The following is an 18091-nucleotide window of genomic DNA, read 5'->3' as shown; positions in this document are numbered from 1 at the left end:
ATCCGGGGCGCGGGTATAAACCGCGTCTCGTTGTTTTGTCGGACCCGTCGCCCATGAGCTTCAGCCCCCTGATTCGCCAACTGATCGATGCCTTGCGCACTTTGCCCGGCGTCGGCCAGAAAACTGCCCAGCGCATGGCGCTGCAACTGCTGGAGCGTGATCGCAGCGGCGGCACACGCCTGGCCCAGGCCCTGAGCCAGGCCATGGAAGGCGTTGGCCACTGCCGCCAGTGTCGCACCCTTACCGAAGAAGAACTCTGCCCGCAGTGCGCCGACCCACGTCGCGACGACACGTTGCTGTGCGTGGTGGAGGGGCCGATGGATGTGTACGCGGTGGAGCAGACCGGCTACCGCGGGCGTTACTTTGTGCTCAAGGGCCACCTGTCGCCCCTGGACGGCCTGGGGCCGGAAGCCATCGGCATTCCGCAACTGGTCGCGCGGATTGAAGCGCAGGGCACCTTTACTGAAGTGATCCTGGCGACCAACCCGACGGTGGAAGGTGAAGCCACGGCGCACTACATCGCTCAACTGCTCAACAACAAAGGGTTGATTGCCTCGCGTATTGCCCATGGCGTGCCGCTGGGCGGCGAGCTGGAGTTGGTCGATGGTGGCACCTTGGCGCACTCGTTTGCAGGTCGTAAGCCGATCGCCCTCTAAAGACCAGTGCAATACCCAATGTGGGAGGGGGCTTGCTCCCGATAGCGGTGGGTCAGCCAACCAATCTGTTGACTGATGCTCTGCTATCGGGAGCAAGCCCCCTCCCACATTAGTTTCTGGTCGCCTGTAATTGGGTTGATAACCAAGCAAGCGCTTGGTAAGTTCGCTCCATCTCGCCATGGAGCTTGCCGATGTCTGCCTATCAGGAATACTTCGATCCCAGCCACCAATTGGTCCGCGACAGCGTGCGCCGTTTCGTCGAGCGCGAAATGTTGCCCGGCATCGAGCAGTGGGAGGAGGCTGAGAGCTTTCCCCGCGAGCTCTACCTCAAGGCCGGCGCGGCGGGCATACTGGGGATCGGCTATCCCGAAGCGCTGGGTGGCAGCCACGAAGGTGACCTGTTCGCCAAGGTTGCCGCCAGCGAAGAACTGATGCGCTGTGGTTCCGGTGGCGTGGTGGCGGGGCTTGGCTCCCTGGATATCGGCCTGCCGCCCATCGTCAAATGGGCCAGGCCCGAGGTGCGCGAACGTATAGCGCCGCTGGTGCTGAGCGGCGAGAAAATCATCGCCCTGGCGGTCACCGAGCCGAGTGGCGGCTCGGATGTGGCCAGCCTGCAAACCCGCGCCATACGTGACGGCGAGCATTACCGCGTGAGCGGCGCCAAGACCTTTATCACCAGTGGCATTCGTGCCGATTTCTATACCGTGGCGGTGCGCACTGGCGGCCCGGGCTTCGGCGGCATCAGCCTGTTGCTGATTGAAAAAGACACGCCTGGTTTCACGGTCGGCCAGCCGCTGAAGAAGATGGGCTGGTGGGTGTCGGACACCGCTGAGTTATTCTTCGACGACTGCCGCGTGCCCGTCAGCCACCTCATCGGCGCCGAAAACATGGGGTTTGCCTGCATCATGGGCAATTTCCAGAGCGAGCGCCTGGCCCTGGCCTTGATAGCCAACATGACCGCGCAATTGGCCCTGGAGGAAAGCCTCAAGTGGGCCGCCCAGCGCGAAGCATTCGGCAAGCCCATTGGCAAGTTCCAGGTGCTCAAGCATCGCCTGGCGGAAATGGCCACCGCCGTGGAAGTCTCCCGCGAGTTCACTTATCGCCAGGCTGCGAAGATGGCTGCTGGCAAGAGCGTGATCAAGGAGATTTCCATGGCCAAGAACCTGGCTACCGATACGGCTGATCGGGTGACCTATGATGCGGTGCAGATACTCGGTGGGCAGGGGTATATGCGGGGCAACCTGGTGGAGAGGCTGTACCGGGATAATCGCATCCTGTCCATTGGTGGCGGGACGCGTGAGGTGATGAACGAAATCATCAGCAAGCAGATGGGGTTGTGAGCTGTGGTGTGCTTTCGGTCCTCATCGGGGGCAAGCCCCCTCCCACATTTTGATTTGTCAATACAGTCAAAACTGTGGGAGGGGGCTTGCTCCCGATGAGGCCGGTTCTGACAAGGACTACCTTTCGGTCAACCCAAACTGCGTCAGGCAAAACGTGGGAATCCCCATATCTTCCAAGCGCTGCGACCCACCCAACTCCGGCAAATCAATAATCGCCGCGGCTTCAAAGATCTTCGCACCCATGCGCCGCACCAGGTTCGCCGCCGCGATCAGCGTGCCGCCAGTGGCGATCAGGTCATCGAACATCAGCACCGAATCCCCTTCGCACAGGCTGTCGGCGTGCACTTCCAGGAGGGCCTCGCCGTATTCGGTCTGGTAACCCTCCGCCAGGACGTCCGCCGGTAGCTTGCCTTGCTTGCGAAACAGGATCAGCGGCTTGTTGAGCTGGTAGGCGATGATCGAACCGATCAGGAAACCACGCGCATCCATCGCGCCGATATGGCTGAAGTCGGCTTCGACATAACGGTGGGCAAAGCTGTCGGCGACCAGGCGCAGGGCACGGGGCGATTGGAACAGAGGGGTGATGTCACGAAAGATAACCCCCGGCTTGGGGAAGTCGATGACGGGGCGAATCAGGGATTTGATGTCGAACGAATCGAAGGTCATCGTCGCAGAGTCCTGGGCGGAAAACGGACTCGAAGTATACCTGCGGCCTCGCCGATTGGCGCGACCGCAGTACGGGATCAGACCTCCAGGGAACCACCGGCCAGTGCGCACAGCTGGATGGGGTCGAGGATATGCACCTCCTTGCCCTCGGCGGCAATCAACTGGTTCTGCTGGAAGCGGGTAAACACGCGGGACACGGTCTCCACTGCCAGGCCCAGGTAATTGCCGATTTCGTTGCGCGACATGCTCAAGCGGAACTGGTTGGCCGAAAATCCACGGGCACGGAAGCGCGCCGACAGGTTGACCAGGAACGTAGCGATGCGCTCGTCGGCGGTTTTCTTCGACAGCAGCAGCATCATTTGTTGGTCGTCACGAATCTCGCGGCTCATCACGCGCATCAGCTGGCGACGCAACTGCGGCAGTTGCAGGGCCAATTCATCCAGGCGCTCGAAAGGAATCTCGCACACCGAAGTGGTCTCAAGGGCCTGGGCCGACACCGGGTGAATCTCAGTGTCCATCCCCGACAGCCCGACCAACTCGCTGGGCAGGTGGAAACCGGTGATTTGTTCTTCGCCGCCGTCGCTGAGGCTGAACGTCTTCAACGCTCCCGAGCGTACTGCATAGACGGAATCAAACTTGTCGCCCTGGCGAAACAGAAACTCGCCTTTTTTCAGCGGGCGGCCGCGTTTGACAATGTCGTCCAGCGCATCCATGTCTTCCAGATTCAATGAAAGTGGCAGGCAGAGTGGGGCCAGGCTGCAATCCTTGCAATGAGCCTGGCCGTGAGCGCGCAGTTTAACTGGCTCGGACATTTCTTAAATCCTTGTGGGAAAACACACATAAGACGTAAGGGTAACGTACTGGGGGGTATGGAGGCCAGCGTGTACAAAAAACCGGCAGGGGTATAAAGATTTGGCAAAAGCCGCCGATGCACCATTATCGAACACAAACTCGGTAGCTAAAAATGATCTCTCTCACGACTCAACTCGCCGCTCGTACTCAAGTCCAGGCACTGCCCGAAACCAAAAAGGCTGCCGAGTCCGGTGCTGCTGAGGTTCCAACGGCTGATGAAGTCAAGCCTGCAGCTTCAGTGACCATTTCCGGTGCTGCAATGAAGGCTGCGGCAGATGAGAAAACTTCAAACAGTGACATCGACGACAGTGGCCTGTCGGACAACATCAAGAATTTGCTGAAGATGATTCGTCAGATCAAGAAGCAGATTGCCGAGAAGCAGGCTGAGATGGCGGCAGTAATGGCCGACAAGACCCTCAGCCCAGAACAGGCTCGCGCCCGACTTTCTGGTCTGCAATCGGCTCTGAGTGCGCTGCAAGCCAGCTTGACCGGCGCTCAGGCGTCCCTCAGCAAGGCGATGAAAGACATGAGTGCCGGTGATGCAGCCAAGGCCGCTAGTCTGGCAATGAAGTAACTGCCTTAGATTACTCGCGAAAATCGCTGCCTGTTCTGATGCTCCAGATAGGCGTCGAACACCATGCACACCGAGCGCACCAGCAAGCGCCCAGCCGGCAGTACACGAATGCCCTGGGCGTCCAGCTCGATCAAGCCGTCCGCGGCCATCGTCTCCAACTGCGGCCATAGTTCGGCGAAGTAGCCGCGAAAATCGATGTTATAAACCTGTTCGATCTCCTCGAATTCCAGGCTGAAATTGCAGATCAACTGCTGGATCACTTCCCGTCGCAAACGGTCGTCCGTGGTGCAGACCAAACCGCGGCTGGTCGCCAACTGTGCGCCCGCCAAGGCGTTCTGATACTGGTTGAGGTCGCTGTTGTTCTGGCAATACAGGTCGCCGATCTGGCTGATCGCCGACACCCCCAGCCCAATCAAGTCGCAGTGCCCGTGGGTGGTATAGCCCTGGAAGTTGCGTTGCAGCTTGCCTTCTTCCTGGGCGACGGCCAGTTCGTCGTCCGGCAGGGCAAAGTGGTCCATGCCGATATAGCGGTAGCCGGCCTGGGTCAGTTGTTCGATGGTGGTTTGCAGCATCAGCAGTTTTTCTGCTGGCGAGGGCAGGTCGTCGGTGTTGATTCGTCGCTGGGGCATGAAGCGTTCAGGCAAGTGTGCGTAGTTGAATACGGACAGGCGGTCCGGCTGCAAGCGGATGACTTCTTCCACGGTGCGCGCAAAGGCCAGCGGTGACTGTTTGGGCAAGCCGTAGATCAGGTCGATATTGATCGAACGAAATTGCAGGGTGCGCGCCGCATCGATCACGGCGCGGGTTTCTTCCAGGCTTTGCAGGCGATTGACCGCTCGTTGCACCTCGGGGTCGAGGTCTTGCACGCCGATGCTCACGCGGTTGAAGCCCAATTCGCGCAGCAGGCCCATGGTGGCCCAGTCGGCTTCGCGCGGGTCGATTTCGATGCCGTAGTCGCCCGAGTCGTCATCCAGCAAGTTGAAATGTTGGCGCAGGCGTGTCATCACCTGGCGCAGTTCATCGTGGCTGAGAAAGGTGGGCGTGCCGCCACCGAAATGCAGCTGTTCTACGGGCTGTTTGGGGTCGAGATGGCAAGCCACCAGCTGGATTTCCTGCTCCAGGCGTTGCAGGTAAGCCTGGGCGCGACCGCGGTCCTTGGTGATGACCTTGTTGCAGGCGCAGTAGTAGCAAATGTTGGCGCAGAACGGCACATGCACATACAGCGATAACGGCCGTACGGCCTTGCGGCTGTCACGCAGGGCGTGGAACAGGTCGAAGGTGCCGACCTGGCTGTCGAATTGCACGGCAGTGGGGTAGGACGTGTAGCGCGGCCCCGCCAAGTCGTAGCGGTGAATCAGATCTGTGTCCCAACGAATGGCGTCGAGCATGCGGGCGGTCCCCCGGATTGGCTAGTGGGCCGAGTCTAGGGGCAGGGCAGGGCAGGCATCTTGATTTGCATCAACGGGGAGCGGCGCTATGCCACATGGCAAGGTAGGGCACTAGTGACCCATCAGCCAGTGCTGATGCGGGCCTGGCAACGTCCATATTCCGAAGATAATCACCAGCACGCCACCGGCCATGCGCACGCTGCGCTTGCGCAAGAGCGCAGTCACGCGTTCGGCCGCCAGCCCGGTCGCCAGCAAAACCGGCCAGGTGCCCAGGCCGAACGCCAGCATCAGCAGTGCGCTATCCAGCGCGTTGCCCTGGCTTGCCGCCCACAAGAGGCTGCTGTAGACCAACCCACAGGGCAACCAGCCCCACAGCGCGCCCAGCAGCAAGGCGCGGGGCAGGCTGGACACCGGCAGCAAACGGTTGGCCACCGGCTGGATATGCCGCCACAGGCCGCGCCCGAGGCTTTCGATACGGGTGAGGCCGCTCCACCAGCCGGCCAGGTACAAGCCCATGCAGATCAGCAGCAGGCCGGCGAGCACGCGCATGAACATCGCCGCGGGGCTATTGGCTACCGCCCAGCCGGCCAGGCCAATCAGCAACCCGGCCGTGGCATAACTGAGGATGCGCCCCAGGTTGTACGCCAGCAACAGCCGAAAGCGCCGGCTGCGTTGTTCCTTGGGGATCGCCAGGGTCAGCGCACCCATCAGCCCGCCGCACATGCCCAGGCAATGGCCGCCGCCGAGCAGGCCGAGGATCAGCGCCGATACCAGCAGTGGCGCCAGCTCAAGCATGGGGTGGGGCTTTGGGTGGTTGCTCGGGGCCATTGGCTTCGTCGATGGCGGCCAGGTGATTCGGGTCCTGGTCGTCGAACAGCACGCTGTGGGCCGGGCCATCGAGATCCTCGTACTGGCCGCTGTCCACTGCCCAGAAGAAGATGTAGATGGCGACACCTACTAACAGCAATGCCGCCGGAATCATCACGTATAGAGCTGGCATCTGCACTCCATGCCCGCGCGGCTCAAGCCGGCAGCGGGCGAGTTACTAAGGGGGCGCCTGTGGCTTGCGCGCTCGGCAGGCGAGTCAGGCGCAACGCGTTGAGCACCACGGTCAATGAGCTGAGGGACATGCCGATCGCCGCCCAGATTGGAGTGATCCAACCCAGGGCGGCAAAGGGCAGCATAAGGCCATTGTACAGCCCGGCCCACAGCAGGTTTTCAATGATCACCCGACGGGTGCGTCGCGCCAGGCTGAAGGCTTGCACCAGCGCGTCGAGGCGATTGGACAACAGCACCGCATCGGCGCTGGTTTTTGCCAGGTCGGTGGCCGAGCCCATCGCCACACTGATATCGGCTGCGGCGAGCACGGGCACATCGTTGACGCCATCGCCGAGCATCAGCACCTTGCGTCCTTCCTTGCGCAACTGTTGCAGCACTTGCAGCTTGTCGTCAGGGCGCAGGCCACCGTGGGCTTCGTCGATACCCAGTTCAAAGGCGACACTGGCGACCATCGGCGAACTGTCACCCGACAGCAGCAACGTGCGCCAGCCACGCGCCTTGCATGCGGCCAGCAGGGCCGGCGCGTCGCTGCGCAGGCGGTCGTCCAGCACGAACCAGGCGAGGGCGCCGCCAGGGTCGCCCAGCAGCAGCCATTGCCCCGGCTCATCCGGCGATTCGGGGATCGAGCAACCGCTCAGCTCGCAGACAAACCCGGGCTGGCCAATGCGCAATTGCCGCTCACCTACGCGGCCTTCCAGGCCCAGGCCGGGGAAGCTGAGAACTTCCTCGGCCGCCAGTGGCGCACGGCCGAAGGCGCGGGCAATCGGATGTTCGGAGCGGTTTTCCAGGGCGGCGGCGAGGCCCAGGCATTCGTCGCGGTTCAGCGTGCTCAAGGGGCGGATCGCACGTAACGCCAGGCGGCCTTCCGTCAGCGTGCCGGTCTTGTCGAAAATCACCGTATCAATCTGGTTCAGGCCCTCGAGCACATGGCCGCGGGTCAGCAGCAACCCGAGGGTGTGCAAGGTGCCGGTGGCGGCGGTGAGGGCGGTCGGCGTGGCCAGTGACAGCGCGCACGGGCAGGTCGCCACCAGCATCGCCAACACAATCCAGAACGCCCGAGACGGGTCCAGCTCCCACCACAGCAGGCCGATCAGCGCGGCGGCGATCAGCGAGCACAGCAAGAACCACTGCGCAGCGCGGTCGGCGATTTGCGCCAGGCGCGGCTTCTCGGCCTGGGCGCGCTCCAGCAGGCGCACGATGGCGGACAGCCTTGTGTCATGGCCCAGGGCACGCACCTCGACGCTCAGCGCGCCTTCGACATTCAGCGTGCCGGCCGTGACACTGTCGCCGATCTGCCGGGGTTGCGGCAGGTACTCGCCAGTCAGCAGGGATTCATCGATGCTGGATTGACCGTCGAGAATCACCCCATCCGCTGGCAGCACGGCGCCGGGGTGTACCAGCACGCGATCACCCAGCGCCAATTCACTGAGCAGGATGCGTTCGCTCTGACCATCGCCTTTCAGGCGCAGGCACGAGGCGGGCAACAGGTTGACCAGTTGGGCGGTGGCCGCTGCGGTGCGTTCCCGGGCGCGGCGCTCAAGGTAACGCCCGGCCAGCAGGAACAGTGCAAACATGCCCACCGCATCGAAATACAATTCGCCCACACCGGTGATCGCGGTCCAGATGCCCGCCAGGTAGGCCCCGCCAATTGCCAGGGACACCGATACGTCCATGGTCAGGTGGCGCGTGCGCAAGTCACGCAGGGCGCCTTTGAAGAACGGTGCGCAACTGTAGAACACGATGGGCGTGGTGAGAAACATCGCGACCCAACGCAGGATCACATGCAACTCCGGGCTCAGATCGATATTGAATTCCGGCCAGGTGGCCATGGTTGCCATCATCGCCTGGAACCACAACAACCCGGCGACCCCCAATTGACGCAGGGCCAGGCGGTTCTCGCTGGCCAATTGCTCGGCGGCGCGGTCGGCCTGGTAAGGGTGGGCGGCGTAGCCGATATGGCGCAGCTCGCTGAGCAGTTGGCTCAGCGGCAGTTGCCCATCGGCCCAGCGCACGTGCAGGCGATGATTGGACAGATTCAGCCGCGCCTCGGCTACGGCGGGCAAGCTGCGCAGGTGTTTCTCAATCAGCCAGCCGCAGGCAGCGCAGCTGATGCCTTCCATCAACAGGGTGGTTTCGGCAAGGTCGCCTTGATGGCGCACAAAGGGTTTTTGCACATCGGCGCGGTCGTACAGCGCCAGCTCGTCCACCAGTTGCACCGGCAACGCCTCGGGGTTGGCTGAGGCTTCGCTGCGGTGCTGGTAATAGCTTTCCAGCCCGCCAGCCACGATGGCCTCGGCCACCGCCTGGCAGCCCGGGCAGCACAGTTCGCGGCGTTCGCCGAGGATCTGGGCGGTAAACCGGCTGCCGGAAGGGACGGGCAGGGCGCAGTGGTAGCAGGGGGTGGTCATGGTTCGGGGTCTTTGGTGGCTGGGAGGGCCTCATCGCGGTCAAGCCCGAATTCCACAGGGATCGCGGTGTCCATGTGGGAGAGGGCTTGCCCGCGATGCGCGAAGCGTAATCTTTTACTTCTTCAGGTCTTCAGCACCCTGCAACGGTTCGTCACCCAACAGCAAGTCTTTGGCGTGACTGACCTCTTCCTCCTCGAACATTCTCCAGGTCCGGTCGCCTTCTACACCGAGCAATTCCACGAAACGCCGGCCTTCAACCTTGTCGGTGACCTGGCCGATATAACGGCCGGGCTCACTGTCACTGCGGGCCAGGACGATCTTGCGATCCTTCTCCGGCTGGGTCGGAGAAATCAGGTTCAGTTCCAGGGTCCCCGGGCCGCTGTTGCCGGTCAGGAGCAGCTCGACTTCGCCGGTCAGTTCATCCAGGTGCAACTTGGCGCGCAATTGCAGAGTCTGGGCCAGGCGTTCGCGGTCCAGAGAGCGGTTGATGCCTTTGCCGGCCTCGTAGTAGTTGTCGTTGACCAGGTTGTCCGGGTTGTTCACCGCGATGGTCACCATGGACAAGGTCAGTGTCACCGAACAGGCCAGGATAGCGATGATGATCCAGGGCCAGAGGTGCTTGTACCAAGGGCTTGCGGCAGTGGCTGAGGACATTTGTTCTATTCCCTGATTAACGGACTTGTGGGCCGATGAATCGGCTCTTGGCTTCAATATGAACGCTGGTGTCATCGGCATCCTTGAGGATGAACGTCACCTCATTGGTGCTCGACGGCAACTGTTCCGGCGCACTCGACAACTCCACAGGCATGCTGACAATGTCGCCAGCGGCTACCTTGATCTCGCGCCGGCCTTGCAGCTTGAGATCCGGTAGCCCAGCGGCGTCGAGCACGTAGGTGTGGTCACGCTGGTCTTTGTTCATGATCTTCAGGCTGTAGACGTTCTCGATGCGCCCTTCAGCGTTTTCGCGGTAGAGCACGCGGTCCTTGCTGACATCGAAACCTACCAGCGAGCGCATGAAAAACGCCCCGACCAGCAGGCTGATCATCGCCAGCAGCACCAGCGCATAGCCGATCAGCCGTGGGCGCAACTTGTGAGTCTTCTGCCCGGACAGGTTGTGCTCGGTGGTGTAGCTGATCAGGCCGCGTGGGTACTCCATCTTGTCCATGATGGTGTCGCAGGCATCAATACAGGCGGCGCAGCCGATGCACTCGATTTGCAGGCCGTCGCGGATATCGATACCGGTAGGGCATACCTGCACGCACATTGTGCAGTCGATGCAGTCGCCCAGGCCCTGGGCCTTGTAGTCGATGCCCTTTTTACGCGGGCCACGCACTTCGCCGCGGCGCGGGTCGTAGGAAACGATCAGGGTGTCCTTATCGAACATCACACTCTGGAAGCGTGCATACGGGCACATGTAGATGCACACCTGTTCGCGCAGCCAGCCAGCGTTACCGTAGGTGGCGAGGGTGAAGAAGCCGACCCAGAAATACGACCAGCCATCGGCCTGGCCGGTGAAGAAATCGAACACCAGTTCGCGGATCGGCGAGAAGTAGCCGACGAAGGTCATGCCGGTGGCGAAGCCGATCAGCAACCACAGGGTGTGCTTGCTGAATTTGCGCAGGAACTTGTTGGCACCCATGGGCGCCTTGTCCAGCTTGATGCGCTGGTTACGGTCGCCTTCGGAAACCTTTTCGCACCACATGAAGATCCATGTCCACACGCTTTGCGGGCAGGTATAGCCGCACCACACACGCCCGGCATACACGGTGATAAAGAACAGGCCAAACGCCGCAACGATAAGAATGCCCGAGAGCAGAATGAAGTCCTGAGGCCAGAAGGTCGCGCCAAAAATGAAGAACTTGCGTTCCGGCAGGTTCCACCACACCGCCTGGTGACCGCCCCAATTCAGCCACACGGTGCCGAAGTAGAGCAGGAACAACCCGGCACCACCGAGCATGCGCAGGTTGCGGAACAGGCCGGTGAAGGCGCGAGTGTAGATTTTCTCTCGCGACGCGTAGAGGTCCACGCTGTTATTCGGGTTTTTGGCAGGCGGGGTAACGTCATGTACCGGTATCTGGTTGCTCATCATTGCATCCCACGGCGGTGGAGATTTGCCTCGGCCAGTACGTGCCAACCGGGGTCAAATTAAGGGTGTTGCAGTGGCCTAATGATACGCCCCCGTGGGTATTCAAAGGGTGCGACCTTTGGTCGCGTTGGGGGAAATCAATTGATGGTGTACGTGACCTGGATCAATTGACTTGTCGAGTATGGACGATTTTTGCGAAAACCGAGGTCATTCGTTTGCTTCAAAGGGTGGGCGCGGCGTGAAGTAATCAAGGTGTGACGGTTTTTTACAGCACTACATGATTGTTCAGTCAGTTATTAATATTCGCATATCTGTGTAAATAAACATGTGTATGACGCTGTATGTATTTCGGGAACGGCTGTTTGTTAATCGGTACTCAAGGGGACACCGCTCAAACTTGACCGGTGAAACTACGAGAGGAGTGCATAGATATGGAAGTTGGAACGTTTTCTCCCCAGCAGCCCGCTGCTGAGCTGTACGAGCAAAAGCCGACAGGAGCGTTAATGCCGAGGCTCGACCCTGCCAAAGTTGCGCAGATGGCCGTGCACTACTTTCCCAGGTTGGAAGACGCTGACAAAAAAGGGTATATCACCCAGGACTCGCTCAAGATGGCCGCTGAAGGCCCTGACGAAATGATCGGGCGTGTGGCATATGCGTTGCTGGACAGTAAAGACTTGCTGCAATTTGCCGGTAGCGGTACGGATAACTATTCATTTGATCGGTTCCTAGAGGTGGTAATCAACTCTCGGCCGCTCGAGCTTTATAAACGCGAACAGAACCGGCCTAGGCCGCCCGTGTACGGTCAACCACGTCTCTAACTCGCTGACCTTACTCATAAAACGCTCCATCGATGTTAATCGGTGGGGCTTTCTGGCGTGCGATGCGCAAGCGTCATTCTCCCCAGGGGTTTATCAGTGGGACACCGCTCGATTGAAAGTCGCTGATGTTGCGAGTAACCACGGTAAGTCCGTGAACCAGAGCGGTCGCGGCAATCAGGGCATCACTTTCATTGGCTCGATCCGGAACATGCAAATGCGCACAACGCAGTGCCACCGCAGCGTCAACCGGCAGGATCCGGGCATCGAAAGCCGGCATCACATGGCGTTTTAACCAGGTCCGCAAAACCTTCCCTTGCGCCGGGTCTCGCCGCTCTATGCGCAAGACTCCGGTTTCCAACTCTTTCAACGTAATGGCCGAGATAAACATGCGCGGGGCAATAACGCTTTTTGCCCAGGCCACCACGTTTGCGTCAGCCTGAGGTTTACGAAGTTCGGAAATAACGTTGGTGTCGAGTAGATACATCAAGAAAGGTCCACGGGTCGATGAGTGATCACGGCACGTTCGGTTTCGAAGTCGATATCGGCCGCCTCCGGCATCACCAACAGGTCAACGATGTCGGCATTGAGGCCTGTCAGTTTTTGGTAGTCCTCAATGCTTAGCAGTACATGGGCAGGCTTGCCGCGGTCAGTGATAAAAACCGGGCCATGGCGCGCGGCTTTTTTGGCACCGCTTGTGTCTTGGTTGAATTCGCGGCTGGAAATGGTCGTGATGGTCATGGGGCTGCCCCCTTCTGTGGATAGAATGTAGTTACGTTACTACTCTGCGGTGGGGCCCTGCAAGCCTGGGTCTACAAGCGGTAGTGCGTTGCTGCCTGGAAAGACTCCCGGAGCCAGAAACAACAAAGCCCCGCCAGCTTTCGCTGCGCGGGGCTTTGTTGTTTTTCAGGCCTTCTTACTGTTCCTCGGCCTTCTTATCCCCATGGGACAAGCTGTACACATACGCCGCCAGCAAATGCACCTTGTCATTACCCTGCAACAGTTCCTGCGCAGGCATCTGGCCCTGGCGACCATAGCGAATGGTCTGCTGCAGTTGCGCAAAGCTCGAACCGTAGATGAACGCGCCTGGGTGGGTCAGATCCGGCGCGCCCATGGCTGGCGTGCCCTTGCCAGCCGGGCCGTGGCAGGCCACGCAGTTGGCGGCGAAAAGTTTCTCACCGTTGGCTACGTCGGCCTTGGCGCCTTCCGGAAGCTTGCGGCCGTCGAGGTTGGTCACCACAAAGCCCGCAACATCGGCCACACCTTGCTCGCCGATGACTTCGGCCCAGCCTGGCATCACCGCGTGGCGGCCTTGCATGATGGTTTGCTTGATGGTTTCCGGTTCACCGCCCCAGCGCCAGTCGGCGTCGGTCAGGTTGGGGAAGCCGTAGGCGCCCTTGGCGTCGGAGCCGTGGCACACCGAGCAGTTGGAGGCAAACAGGCGGCCGCCCATTTTCAAGGCTTGTGGGTCCTTGGCGACTTCTTCAATCGGCATGGAGGCGAACTTGGCGAAGATCGGCCCGAACTTGGCCTCCGACCTGGCCATTTCCTTTTCCCACTCGTGCACACCCGTCCAGCCGGTCTGGCCGTTGGCGAAAGCGGTTTGCTTGTCGTTGTCGAGGTAGTTGTAACCCGGCAGCAAGCCCTTCCAGTTGCCCAGGCCGGGGTACAGCACCAGGTAGCCAAGAGCAAAGACGATGGTGCCGACAAACAGCATGAACCACCATTTGGGCAGTGGGTTGTCGTACTCCTCGATGCCATCGAACGAGTGGCCGACGGTCTCGTCCGTCTGTTCGGTGCGCTGGCCCTTGCGGGTCGACAGCAGCAGCCAGGTCAGGGCGAAGATGGTACCCAGACTGAGGACTGTGACGTACAGACTCCAGAACGTAGTCATTCTTTGTTACTCCTAGAAGCTTGCTCGACGTGCTTGATGGCTTCGGGGTCATCCGCAAAGGGCAGCATGGTCGCGTCGTCAAACTCCGACTTGCGCCGCGGGCTGAATACCCACAACGCCAGGCCGACAAAGGCCACCATCACCACAACGGTGCCCAGGCCACGAATCATCCCGATATCCATGTAGGTCACCGTTTGCTTTTGATGATGGTGCCAAGGCCTTGCAGGTAGGCCACCAATGCGTCCATTTCGGTCTTGCCTTTCACGGCGGCGGCCGCACCGGCGATGTCTTCGTCGGTGTAGGGCACGCCCAGTGTGCGCAGGACTTCCATCTTCTTCGCGGTGTCCTTGCCGTCGAGCTTGTTTTCCACGAGGAACGGGTACGCCGGCATTTTCGACTCAGGCACCACGTTGCGCGGGTTGTACAAGTGCGCACGCTGCCAGTCATCGGAGTAACGCCCGCCAACACGGGCCAGGTCCGGGCCGGTGCGCTTGGAGCCCCACAGAAACGGGTGGTCCCACACGCTTTCACCGGCGACCGAATAGTGGCCGTAGCGTTCGGTTTCGGCGCGGAATGGGCGGATCATCTGCGAATGGCAGCCCACGCAACCGTTGGCGATATAGACGTCGCGGCCTTCCAGTTCAAGGGCGGTGCGTGGCTTCATGCCTTCGACCGGCTTGTTGGTCACGTCCTGGAAAAACAACGGAACGATCTGGGTCAGGCCGCCGATACTCACGGCGATGACCATGAAGAAGGCCAGCAGGCCGATATTCTTCTCGACTACTTCATGCTTCATCAGTGAGCTCCCACAACGGCGATCTTGGCGGCGGCTTCGGCTTCTACAGGGTCGGAGGCACGCACGGTGCGCCAGACGTTGTAGGCCATCAACAGCATGCCGCTGGCAAAGAACGCACCGCCCAGGGCGCGGACGATAAAGCCCGGGTGGCTGGCTTGCAGCGCTTCGACGAAGGAGTAGGTGAGGGTGCCGTCATCGTTGATCGCACGCCACATCAGGCCCTGGGTTATGCCGTTGACCCACATGGAGGCGATGTAGAGCACGGTGCCGATGGTGGCCAGCCAGAAGTGCGCGTTGATCAGCCCGACGCTGTGCATCTGCACGCGGCCGAACAGTTTGGGGATCATGTGGTACAGCGCGCCGATGGAGATCATTGCCACCCAGCCCAGAGCGCCGGCGTGTACGTGGCCGATGGTCCAGTCGGTGTAGTGGGACAGCGAGTTGACGGTCTTGATCGCCATCATCGGCCCTTCGAAGGTCGACATGCCGTAGAAGGCCAGGGAGACAACCAGAAAGCGCAGGATCGGGTCGGTGCGCAGTTTATGCCAGGCGCCCGAGAGGGTCATCATGCCGTTGATCATGCCACCCCAGCTGGGCGCCAGCAGGATGATCGACATCGCCATGCCCAGGGACTGGGCCCAGTCCGGCAGGGCGGTGTAGTGCAGGTGGTGCGGGCCGGCCCAGATATACAGGGTGATCAGCGCCCAAAAGTGCACGATGGACAGGCGATAGGAGTAGATCGGGCGCTCGGCCTGTTTCGGCACGAAGTAGTACATCATCCCCAGGAAGCCGGTGGTGAGGAAGAAGCCTACGGCGTTGTGGCCGTACCACCATTGGATCATCGCATCCGTCGCACCGGAATAGGCCGAGTAGGACTTGAACAGGCTGACCGGCAGCGAGGCGTGGTTGACGATGTGCAGCATCGCCGTCACCAGGATGAACGCGCCGTAGAACCAGTTGCCCACATAAATGTGCTTGGTCTTGCGCTTGACGATGGTGCCAAAGAACACCACCGCGTAGGTCACCCAGACGATGGCGAGCAAAATGGCGATCGGCCATTCCAGCTCGGCATATTCCTTGGTGGTGGTGTAGCCCAGGGGCAGGCTGATGATGGCGCCGACGATGACCGCCTGCCAGCCCCAGAAGGTAAAGGCTGCAAGGCCGTCGGAGATCAATCGCGTCTGGCAGGTGCGTTGCACGACATAGTAGGAGGTGGCAAACAGCGCACATCCGCCGAAGGCAAAGATCACCAGGTTGGTATGCAGCGGGCGCAGACGACCGAAGGTCGTCCATGGCAGGTCGAAATTCAATTGCGGCCAGACCAGTTGCGAGGCGATGAACACCCCGAGCCCCATGCCAAGGATCCCCCAGACCACCGTCATGATGGCGAACTGGCGGACTACCTTATAGTTATAAGCAGTCGGACTGATTGCTGTGCTCATTCTAAGGTTCCACGGTTTAGGTTTTTTTATAGGTAAAATCGGTCGCAAGTATGTAGAAACCGAGGGGCCATTGCAACGCAATGACTGACCTGTATCAATGCGTTCCACGCCAGATTCTGCGCCCTTTCCATGTTTGGCGTAAGGATTAAATCCGAAATAGAAAGCTGATCAAGTGGACAGGAATTTTGGAGGGCGCAACGGATACCGCCGCCTACGCCAGAATTGCTCCACTGTGGGAACAAGCGTAGACCCGAATATGAGGAGGGGAAAGTTGGGTGTCGCAAGGGTGCGACACTTGGTCGCGACTTGTGCCTGTGGCGAGGGAGCTTGCTCCCGCGCCACAGGTAGAGCGCTTACTGAGGTTGGCTTTCTGGCATTGCACCATCAGCGTTATGGGAGAGGCTGTACACGTACGCCGCCAGCAGGTGCACCTTGTCGTTGCCTTGCAACATCTCCTGGGCCGGCATCTGGCCCTGGCGACCATGGCGAATGGTCTGTTGCAACTGCGCCAGGCTGGTGCCGTAGATAAAGCCGGCGGGCTCGGTCAGGTTCGGCGCACCCATGGCTTCCACGCCGTGGCCTTGCGGGCCGTGGCAGGCTACGCAAGTGGTGCTGAATGCAGCCTGGCCGGCGGCCAGGTCGGCGGTGTTGTCCGCCGGCAAGGGCAGCTTGGCCAGGTCGTGGCGAACATAGGCGGCGACGTTCTTCACCCCGTCCTCGCCCAGCACTTCACCCCAGGCTGGCATTGCCGCGTGGCGACCGCTCATGATGGTGGCCTTGATTGCCTCGGCCGAACCGCCCCAGCGCCAGTTGCTGTCCGCCAGGTTCGGGAAGCCATAGGCGCCCTTGGCATCCGAGCCGTGGCACACCGCGCAGTTGGAGGCGAACAGGCGACCACCCATCTTCAACGCTTGAGGGTCCTTGGCGACTTCTTCTACCGGCATCGCCGCGAACTTGGCGTAAATCGGCCCGAACTTGGCGTCGGCCCTGGCCATTTCCTTGTCCCATTCCTTGGTCTGGGTCCAGCCGTCTTCATAGCCCGGCAACACGCCTTTCCAGTTGCCCAGGCCCGGGTAGAGGATCAGGTAGCCGACGGCAAACACCAGGGTGCCGGCGAACAACATGAACCACCACTGGGGCAGTGGGTTGTCGTATTCCTCGATACCGTCGAAGGCGTGGCCCATGGTCTGGTCGACGCTGCCCTTGGTTTCGCCCTTGCGGGTGCCGACCAAAAGCCAGGTCAGGCCGATCAGGCTGCCGAGGGTCAATACGCAGATCCATGTACTCCAGAAGGTAGTCATGGCCGAGTGCTCCTTGTTGCTGGCTCTGCTTGAGCGTCGGGTGGGGAAGGTTCATCGGCAAACGGCAGCAGGCGGGCCTGCTCGAATTCCGCATTGCGGCGGTTGTTGAAGACCCACAGCGACAGGCCGATAAAGGCGATGGCGACCACCAGCGTGCCGAGGCCGCGGATGGTGCCCGCATCGAATTCAAATCCCATGGCTCACCTCTTGCTCTTGATGGCAGTGCCGAGCACTTGCAGGTAGGAAACCAGCGCGTCCATCTCGGTCTTGCCCTTGAGGCTGGCGACGGCGCCATTGATGTCGTCGTCGGTGTAGGGCACGCCGAGGGTGCGCATCACTTTCAACTTGGTCTCGGTGTGGCTGCTGTCCACGGCGGCGGTAACCAGCCACGGATACGCCGGCATTTTCGACTCCGGTACCACGTTGCGCGGGTTGTACAAGTGCGCGCGGTGCCAGTCGTCCGAGTAGCGCGCGCCGACGCGGGCCAGGTCCGGCCCGGTGCGCTTGGAGCCCCACAGGAACGGGTGGTCCCACACGCTTTCGCCTGCCACCGAGTAGTGGCCGTAGCGTTCGGTCTCGGCGCGGAAAGGGCGGATCATCTGCGAGTGGCACTGTACGCAGCCCTCGCGGATGTAGATGTCGCGGCCTTCCAGTTGCAGCGCGGTGTAGGGCTTCATGCCTTCCACCGGCTTGTTGGTCACGTCCTGGAAGAACAGCGGGACGATCTGGGTCAAGCCGCCGATGCTCACGGCGAGCACCATCAGCAGCATCAACAGGCCGACGTTCTTTTCAATCGTTTCGTGTTTCATCATCG

General features: G+C 60.8%; 21 protein-coding genes. 4 read left to right on the top strand and 17 right to left on the bottom strand.

Features of this window, described 5'->3' with window-relative positions; all coding sequences use genetic code 11:
• Positions 1–53: 53 nt before the first annotated feature.
• The gene (recR, locus tag JFT66_RS03160) at positions 54–656 is read left to right on the top strand and encodes a recombination mediator RecR (protein WP_034119283.1); all 603 of its coding nucleotides are present in this window, start codon (positions 54–56) and stop codon (positions 654–656) included.
• 191 nt (positions 657–847) lie between these two features.
• Positions 848–1996, top strand: coding sequence for an acyl-CoA dehydrogenase family protein (locus JFT66_RS03155; protein ID WP_198858731.1), 1149 nt, complete (start codon positions 848–850; stop codon positions 1994–1996).
• 117 nt (positions 1997–2113) lie between these two features.
• Here the strand turns inward: JFT66_RS03155 and JFT66_RS03150 are convergent, their stop codons facing one another.
• Entirely contained in the window at positions 2114–2662 is a 549-nt protein-coding gene (locus tag JFT66_RS03150) for an adenine phosphoribosyltransferase (RefSeq protein ID WP_034119280.1), read from the bottom strand.
• 77 nt (positions 2663–2739) lie between these two features.
• Positions 2740–3474: a fumarate/nitrate reduction transcriptional regulator Fnr gene (gene fnr / locus JFT66_RS03145; RefSeq protein ID WP_034119279.1), complete on the bottom strand. Its 735-nt coding sequence runs from the start codon at positions 3472–3474 to the stop codon at positions 2740–2742.
• Positions 3475–3626: 152 nt separating this feature from the next.
• Here fnr and JFT66_RS03140 point away from each other — a divergent pair, with 152 nt between their 5' ends.
• Positions 3627–4088, top strand: a complete 462-nt coding sequence (locus JFT66_RS03140) for a hypothetical protein (protein WP_153838159.1) — start codon at positions 3627–3629, stop codon at positions 4086–4088.
• A gap of 5 nt (positions 4089–4093) precedes the next feature.
• On the opposite strand, the gene hemN is transcribed toward JFT66_RS03140, so the two are convergent.
• From hemN to ccoG, 6 genes are all read right to left on the bottom strand, one after another.
• A complete protein-coding gene (hemN, locus tag JFT66_RS03135; protein WP_198858730.1) occupies positions 4094–5476 on the bottom strand; it encodes an oxygen-independent coproporphyrinogen III oxidase in 1383 nt (460 codons plus the stop codon).
• A 111-nt stretch (positions 5477–5587) separates the two neighbouring features.
• The gene (locus JFT66_RS03130) at positions 5588–6271 is read right to left on the bottom strand and encodes a sulfite exporter TauE/SafE family protein (RefSeq protein WP_198858729.1); all 684 of its coding nucleotides are present in this window, start codon (positions 6269–6271) and stop codon (positions 5588–5590) included.
• A complete protein-coding gene (gene ccoS, locus JFT66_RS03125) occupies positions 6264–6476 on the bottom strand; it encodes a cbb3-type cytochrome oxidase assembly protein CcoS (protein ID WP_034119272.1) in 213 nt (70 codons plus the stop codon). The genes JFT66_RS03130 and ccoS overlap by 8 nt, the downstream gene beginning before the upstream one ends.
• A gap of 22 nt (positions 6477–6498) precedes the next feature.
• Positions 6499–8943, bottom strand: coding sequence for a heavy metal translocating P-type ATPase (locus JFT66_RS03120; protein ID WP_198858728.1), 2445 nt, complete (start codon positions 8941–8943; stop codon positions 6499–6501).
• A gap of 114 nt (positions 8944–9057) precedes the next feature.
• Positions 9058–9597 carry a FixH family protein gene (locus tag JFT66_RS03115; RefSeq protein WP_153838156.1) on the bottom strand — a complete coding sequence of 180 codons (540 nt, stop codon included), beginning with the start codon at positions 9595–9597 and terminating at the stop codon, positions 9058–9060.
• Between the two features lie 16 nt (positions 9598–9613).
• Positions 9614–11029 carry a cytochrome c oxidase accessory protein CcoG gene (gene ccoG / locus JFT66_RS03110; RefSeq protein WP_198858727.1) on the bottom strand — a complete coding sequence of 472 codons (1416 nt, stop codon included), beginning with the start codon at positions 11027–11029 and terminating at the stop codon, positions 9614–9616.
• Positions 11030–11460: 431 nt separating this feature from the next.
• Here ccoG and JFT66_RS03105 point away from each other — a divergent pair, with 431 nt between their 5' ends.
• The gene (locus JFT66_RS03105; RefSeq protein ID WP_153838155.1) at positions 11461–11847 is read left to right on the top strand and encodes a hypothetical protein; all 387 of its coding nucleotides are present in this window, start codon (positions 11461–11463) and stop codon (positions 11845–11847) included.
• 73 nt (positions 11848–11920) lie between these two features.
• On the opposite strand, the gene JFT66_RS03100 is transcribed toward JFT66_RS03105, so the two are convergent.
• From JFT66_RS03100 to ccoO (JFT66_RS03060), 9 genes are all read right to left on the bottom strand, one after another.
• Entirely contained in the window at positions 11921–12331 is a 411-nt protein-coding gene (locus tag JFT66_RS03100; protein ID WP_034119267.1) for a type II toxin-antitoxin system VapC family toxin, read from the bottom strand.
• Positions 12331–12585 (bottom strand): type II toxin-antitoxin system Phd/YefM family antitoxin, encoded by a 255-nt coding sequence (locus JFT66_RS03095; RefSeq protein WP_034119266.1) that lies wholly within the window; start codon positions 12583–12585, stop codon positions 12331–12333. Before JFT66_RS03095 ends, JFT66_RS03100 begins: the two co-directional genes overlap by 1 nt.
• A gap of 175 nt (positions 12586–12760) precedes the next feature.
• Entirely contained in the window at positions 12761–13738 is a 978-nt protein-coding gene (ccoP, locus tag JFT66_RS03090) for a cytochrome-c oxidase, cbb3-type subunit III (protein WP_005790276.1), read from the bottom strand.
• Positions 13735–13920, bottom strand: coding sequence for a CcoQ/FixQ family Cbb3-type cytochrome c oxidase assembly chaperone (locus JFT66_RS03085; protein WP_005790274.1), 186 nt, complete (start codon positions 13918–13920; stop codon positions 13735–13737). Before JFT66_RS03085 ends, ccoP (JFT66_RS03090) begins: the two co-directional genes overlap by 4 nt.
• A 5-nt stretch (positions 13921–13925) precedes the next feature.
• A complete protein-coding gene (ccoO, locus tag JFT66_RS03080) occupies positions 13926–14534 on the bottom strand; it encodes a cytochrome-c oxidase, cbb3-type subunit II (protein WP_003193167.1) in 609 nt (202 codons plus the stop codon).
• Entirely contained in the window at positions 14534–15976 is a 1443-nt protein-coding gene (gene ccoN / locus JFT66_RS03075; RefSeq protein WP_034119262.1) for a cytochrome-c oxidase, cbb3-type subunit I, read from the bottom strand. The genes ccoO (JFT66_RS03080) and ccoN overlap by 1 nt, the downstream gene beginning before the upstream one ends.
• Before the next feature lie 353 nt (positions 15977–16329).
• Positions 16330–17277, bottom strand: coding sequence for a cytochrome-c oxidase, cbb3-type subunit III (gene ccoP, locus JFT66_RS03070; protein WP_034119261.1), 948 nt, complete (start codon positions 17275–17277; stop codon positions 16330–16332).
• The gene (locus JFT66_RS03065) at positions 17274–17474 is read right to left on the bottom strand and encodes a cbb3-type cytochrome oxidase subunit 3 (RefSeq protein ID WP_003193161.1); all 201 of its coding nucleotides are present in this window, start codon (positions 17472–17474) and stop codon (positions 17274–17276) included. Before JFT66_RS03065 ends, ccoP (JFT66_RS03070) begins: the two co-directional genes overlap by 4 nt.
• Before the next feature lie 3 nt (positions 17475–17477).
• Positions 17478–18086: a cytochrome-c oxidase, cbb3-type subunit II gene (gene ccoO / locus JFT66_RS03060; protein WP_003193159.1), complete on the bottom strand. Its 609-nt coding sequence runs from the start codon at positions 18084–18086 to the stop codon at positions 17478–17480.
• Positions 18087–18091: the final 5 nt, after the last annotated feature.

The organism is Pseudomonas sp. MF6755 (assembly GCF_016405635.1).
GTDB classification, from domain to species: domain Bacteria; phylum Pseudomonadota; class Gammaproteobacteria; order Pseudomonadales; family Pseudomonadaceae; genus Aquipseudomonas; species Aquipseudomonas haemolytica.
The sequence above is the reverse complement of the archived record's forward strand: the minus strand, read 5'-3'. Positions and strand labels throughout refer to the sequence as shown.

Excerpts from the sequence above, each read along its gene's own strand:
- ccoS (WP_034119272.1), bottom strand. The coding sequence starts at position 6,476 with ATGCCAGCTCTATACGTGATGATTCCGGCGGCATTGCTGTTAGTAGGT.
- JFT66_RS03085 (WP_005790274.1), bottom strand. The coding sequence starts at position 13,920 with ATGGATATCGGGATGATTCGTGGCCTGGGCACCGTTGTGGTGATGGTG.
- JFT66_RS03130 (WP_198858729.1), bottom strand. The coding sequence starts at position 6,271 with ATGCTTGAGCTGGCGCCACTGCTGGTATCGGCGCTGATCCTCGGCCTG.
- ccoO (WP_003193167.1), bottom strand. The coding sequence starts at position 14,534 with ATGAAGCATGAAGTAGTCGAGAAGAATATCGGCCTGCTGGCCTTCTTC.
- JFT66_RS03105 (WP_153838155.1), top strand. The coding sequence starts at position 11,461 with ATGGAAGTTGGAACGTTTTCTCCCCAGCAGCCCGCTGCTGAGCTGTAC.
- JFT66_RS03065 (WP_003193161.1), bottom strand. The coding sequence starts at position 17,474 with ATGGGATTTGAATTCGATGCGGGCACCATCCGCGGCCTCGGCACGCTG.
- JFT66_RS03155 (WP_198858731.1), top strand. The coding sequence starts at position 848 with ATGTCTGCCTATCAGGAATACTTCGATCCCAGCCACCAATTGGTCCGC.
- ccoG (WP_198858727.1), bottom strand. The coding sequence starts at position 11,029 with ATGAGCAACCAGATACCGGTACATGACGTTACCCCGCCTGCCAAAAAC.
- ccoP (WP_034119261.1), bottom strand. The coding sequence starts at position 17,277 with ATGACTACCTTCTGGAGTACATGGATCTGCGTATTGACCCTCGGCAGC.
- ccoP (WP_005790276.1), bottom strand. The coding sequence starts at position 13,738 with ATGACTACGTTCTGGAGTCTGTACGTCACAGTCCTCAGTCTGGGTACC.
- JFT66_RS03100 (WP_034119267.1), bottom strand. The coding sequence starts at position 12,331 with ATGTATCTACTCGACACCAACGTTATTTCCGAACTTCGTAAACCTCAG.
- JFT66_RS03150 (WP_034119280.1), bottom strand. The coding sequence starts at position 2,662 with ATGACCTTCGATTCGTTCGACATCAAATCCCTGATTCGCCCCGTCATC.
- JFT66_RS03095 (WP_034119266.1), bottom strand. The coding sequence starts at position 12,585 with ATGACCATCACGACCATTTCCAGCCGCGAATTCAACCAAGACACAAGC.
- recR (WP_034119283.1), top strand. The coding sequence starts at position 54 with ATGAGCTTCAGCCCCCTGATTCGCCAACTGATCGATGCCTTGCGCACT.
- ccoN (WP_034119262.1), bottom strand. The coding sequence starts at position 15,976 with ATGAGCACAGCAATCAGTCCGACTGCTTATAACTATAAGGTAGTCCGC.
- ccoO (WP_003193159.1), bottom strand. The coding sequence starts at position 18,086 with ATGAAACACGAAACGATTGAAAAGAACGTCGGCCTGTTGATGCTGCTG.
- JFT66_RS03140 (WP_153838159.1), top strand. The coding sequence starts at position 3,627 with ATGATCTCTCTCACGACTCAACTCGCCGCTCGTACTCAAGTCCAGGCA.
- JFT66_RS03120 (WP_198858728.1), bottom strand. The coding sequence starts at position 8,943 with ATGACCACCCCCTGCTACCACTGCGCCCTGCCCGTCCCTTCCGGCAGC.
- hemN (WP_198858730.1), bottom strand. The coding sequence starts at position 5,476 with ATGCTCGACGCCATTCGTTGGGACACAGATCTGATTCACCGCTACGAC.
- JFT66_RS03115 (WP_153838156.1), bottom strand. The coding sequence starts at position 9,597 with ATGTCCTCAGCCACTGCCGCAAGCCCTTGGTACAAGCACCTCTGGCCC.
- fnr (WP_034119279.1), bottom strand. The coding sequence starts at position 3,474 with ATGTCCGAGCCAGTTAAACTGCGCGCTCACGGCCAGGCTCATTGCAAG.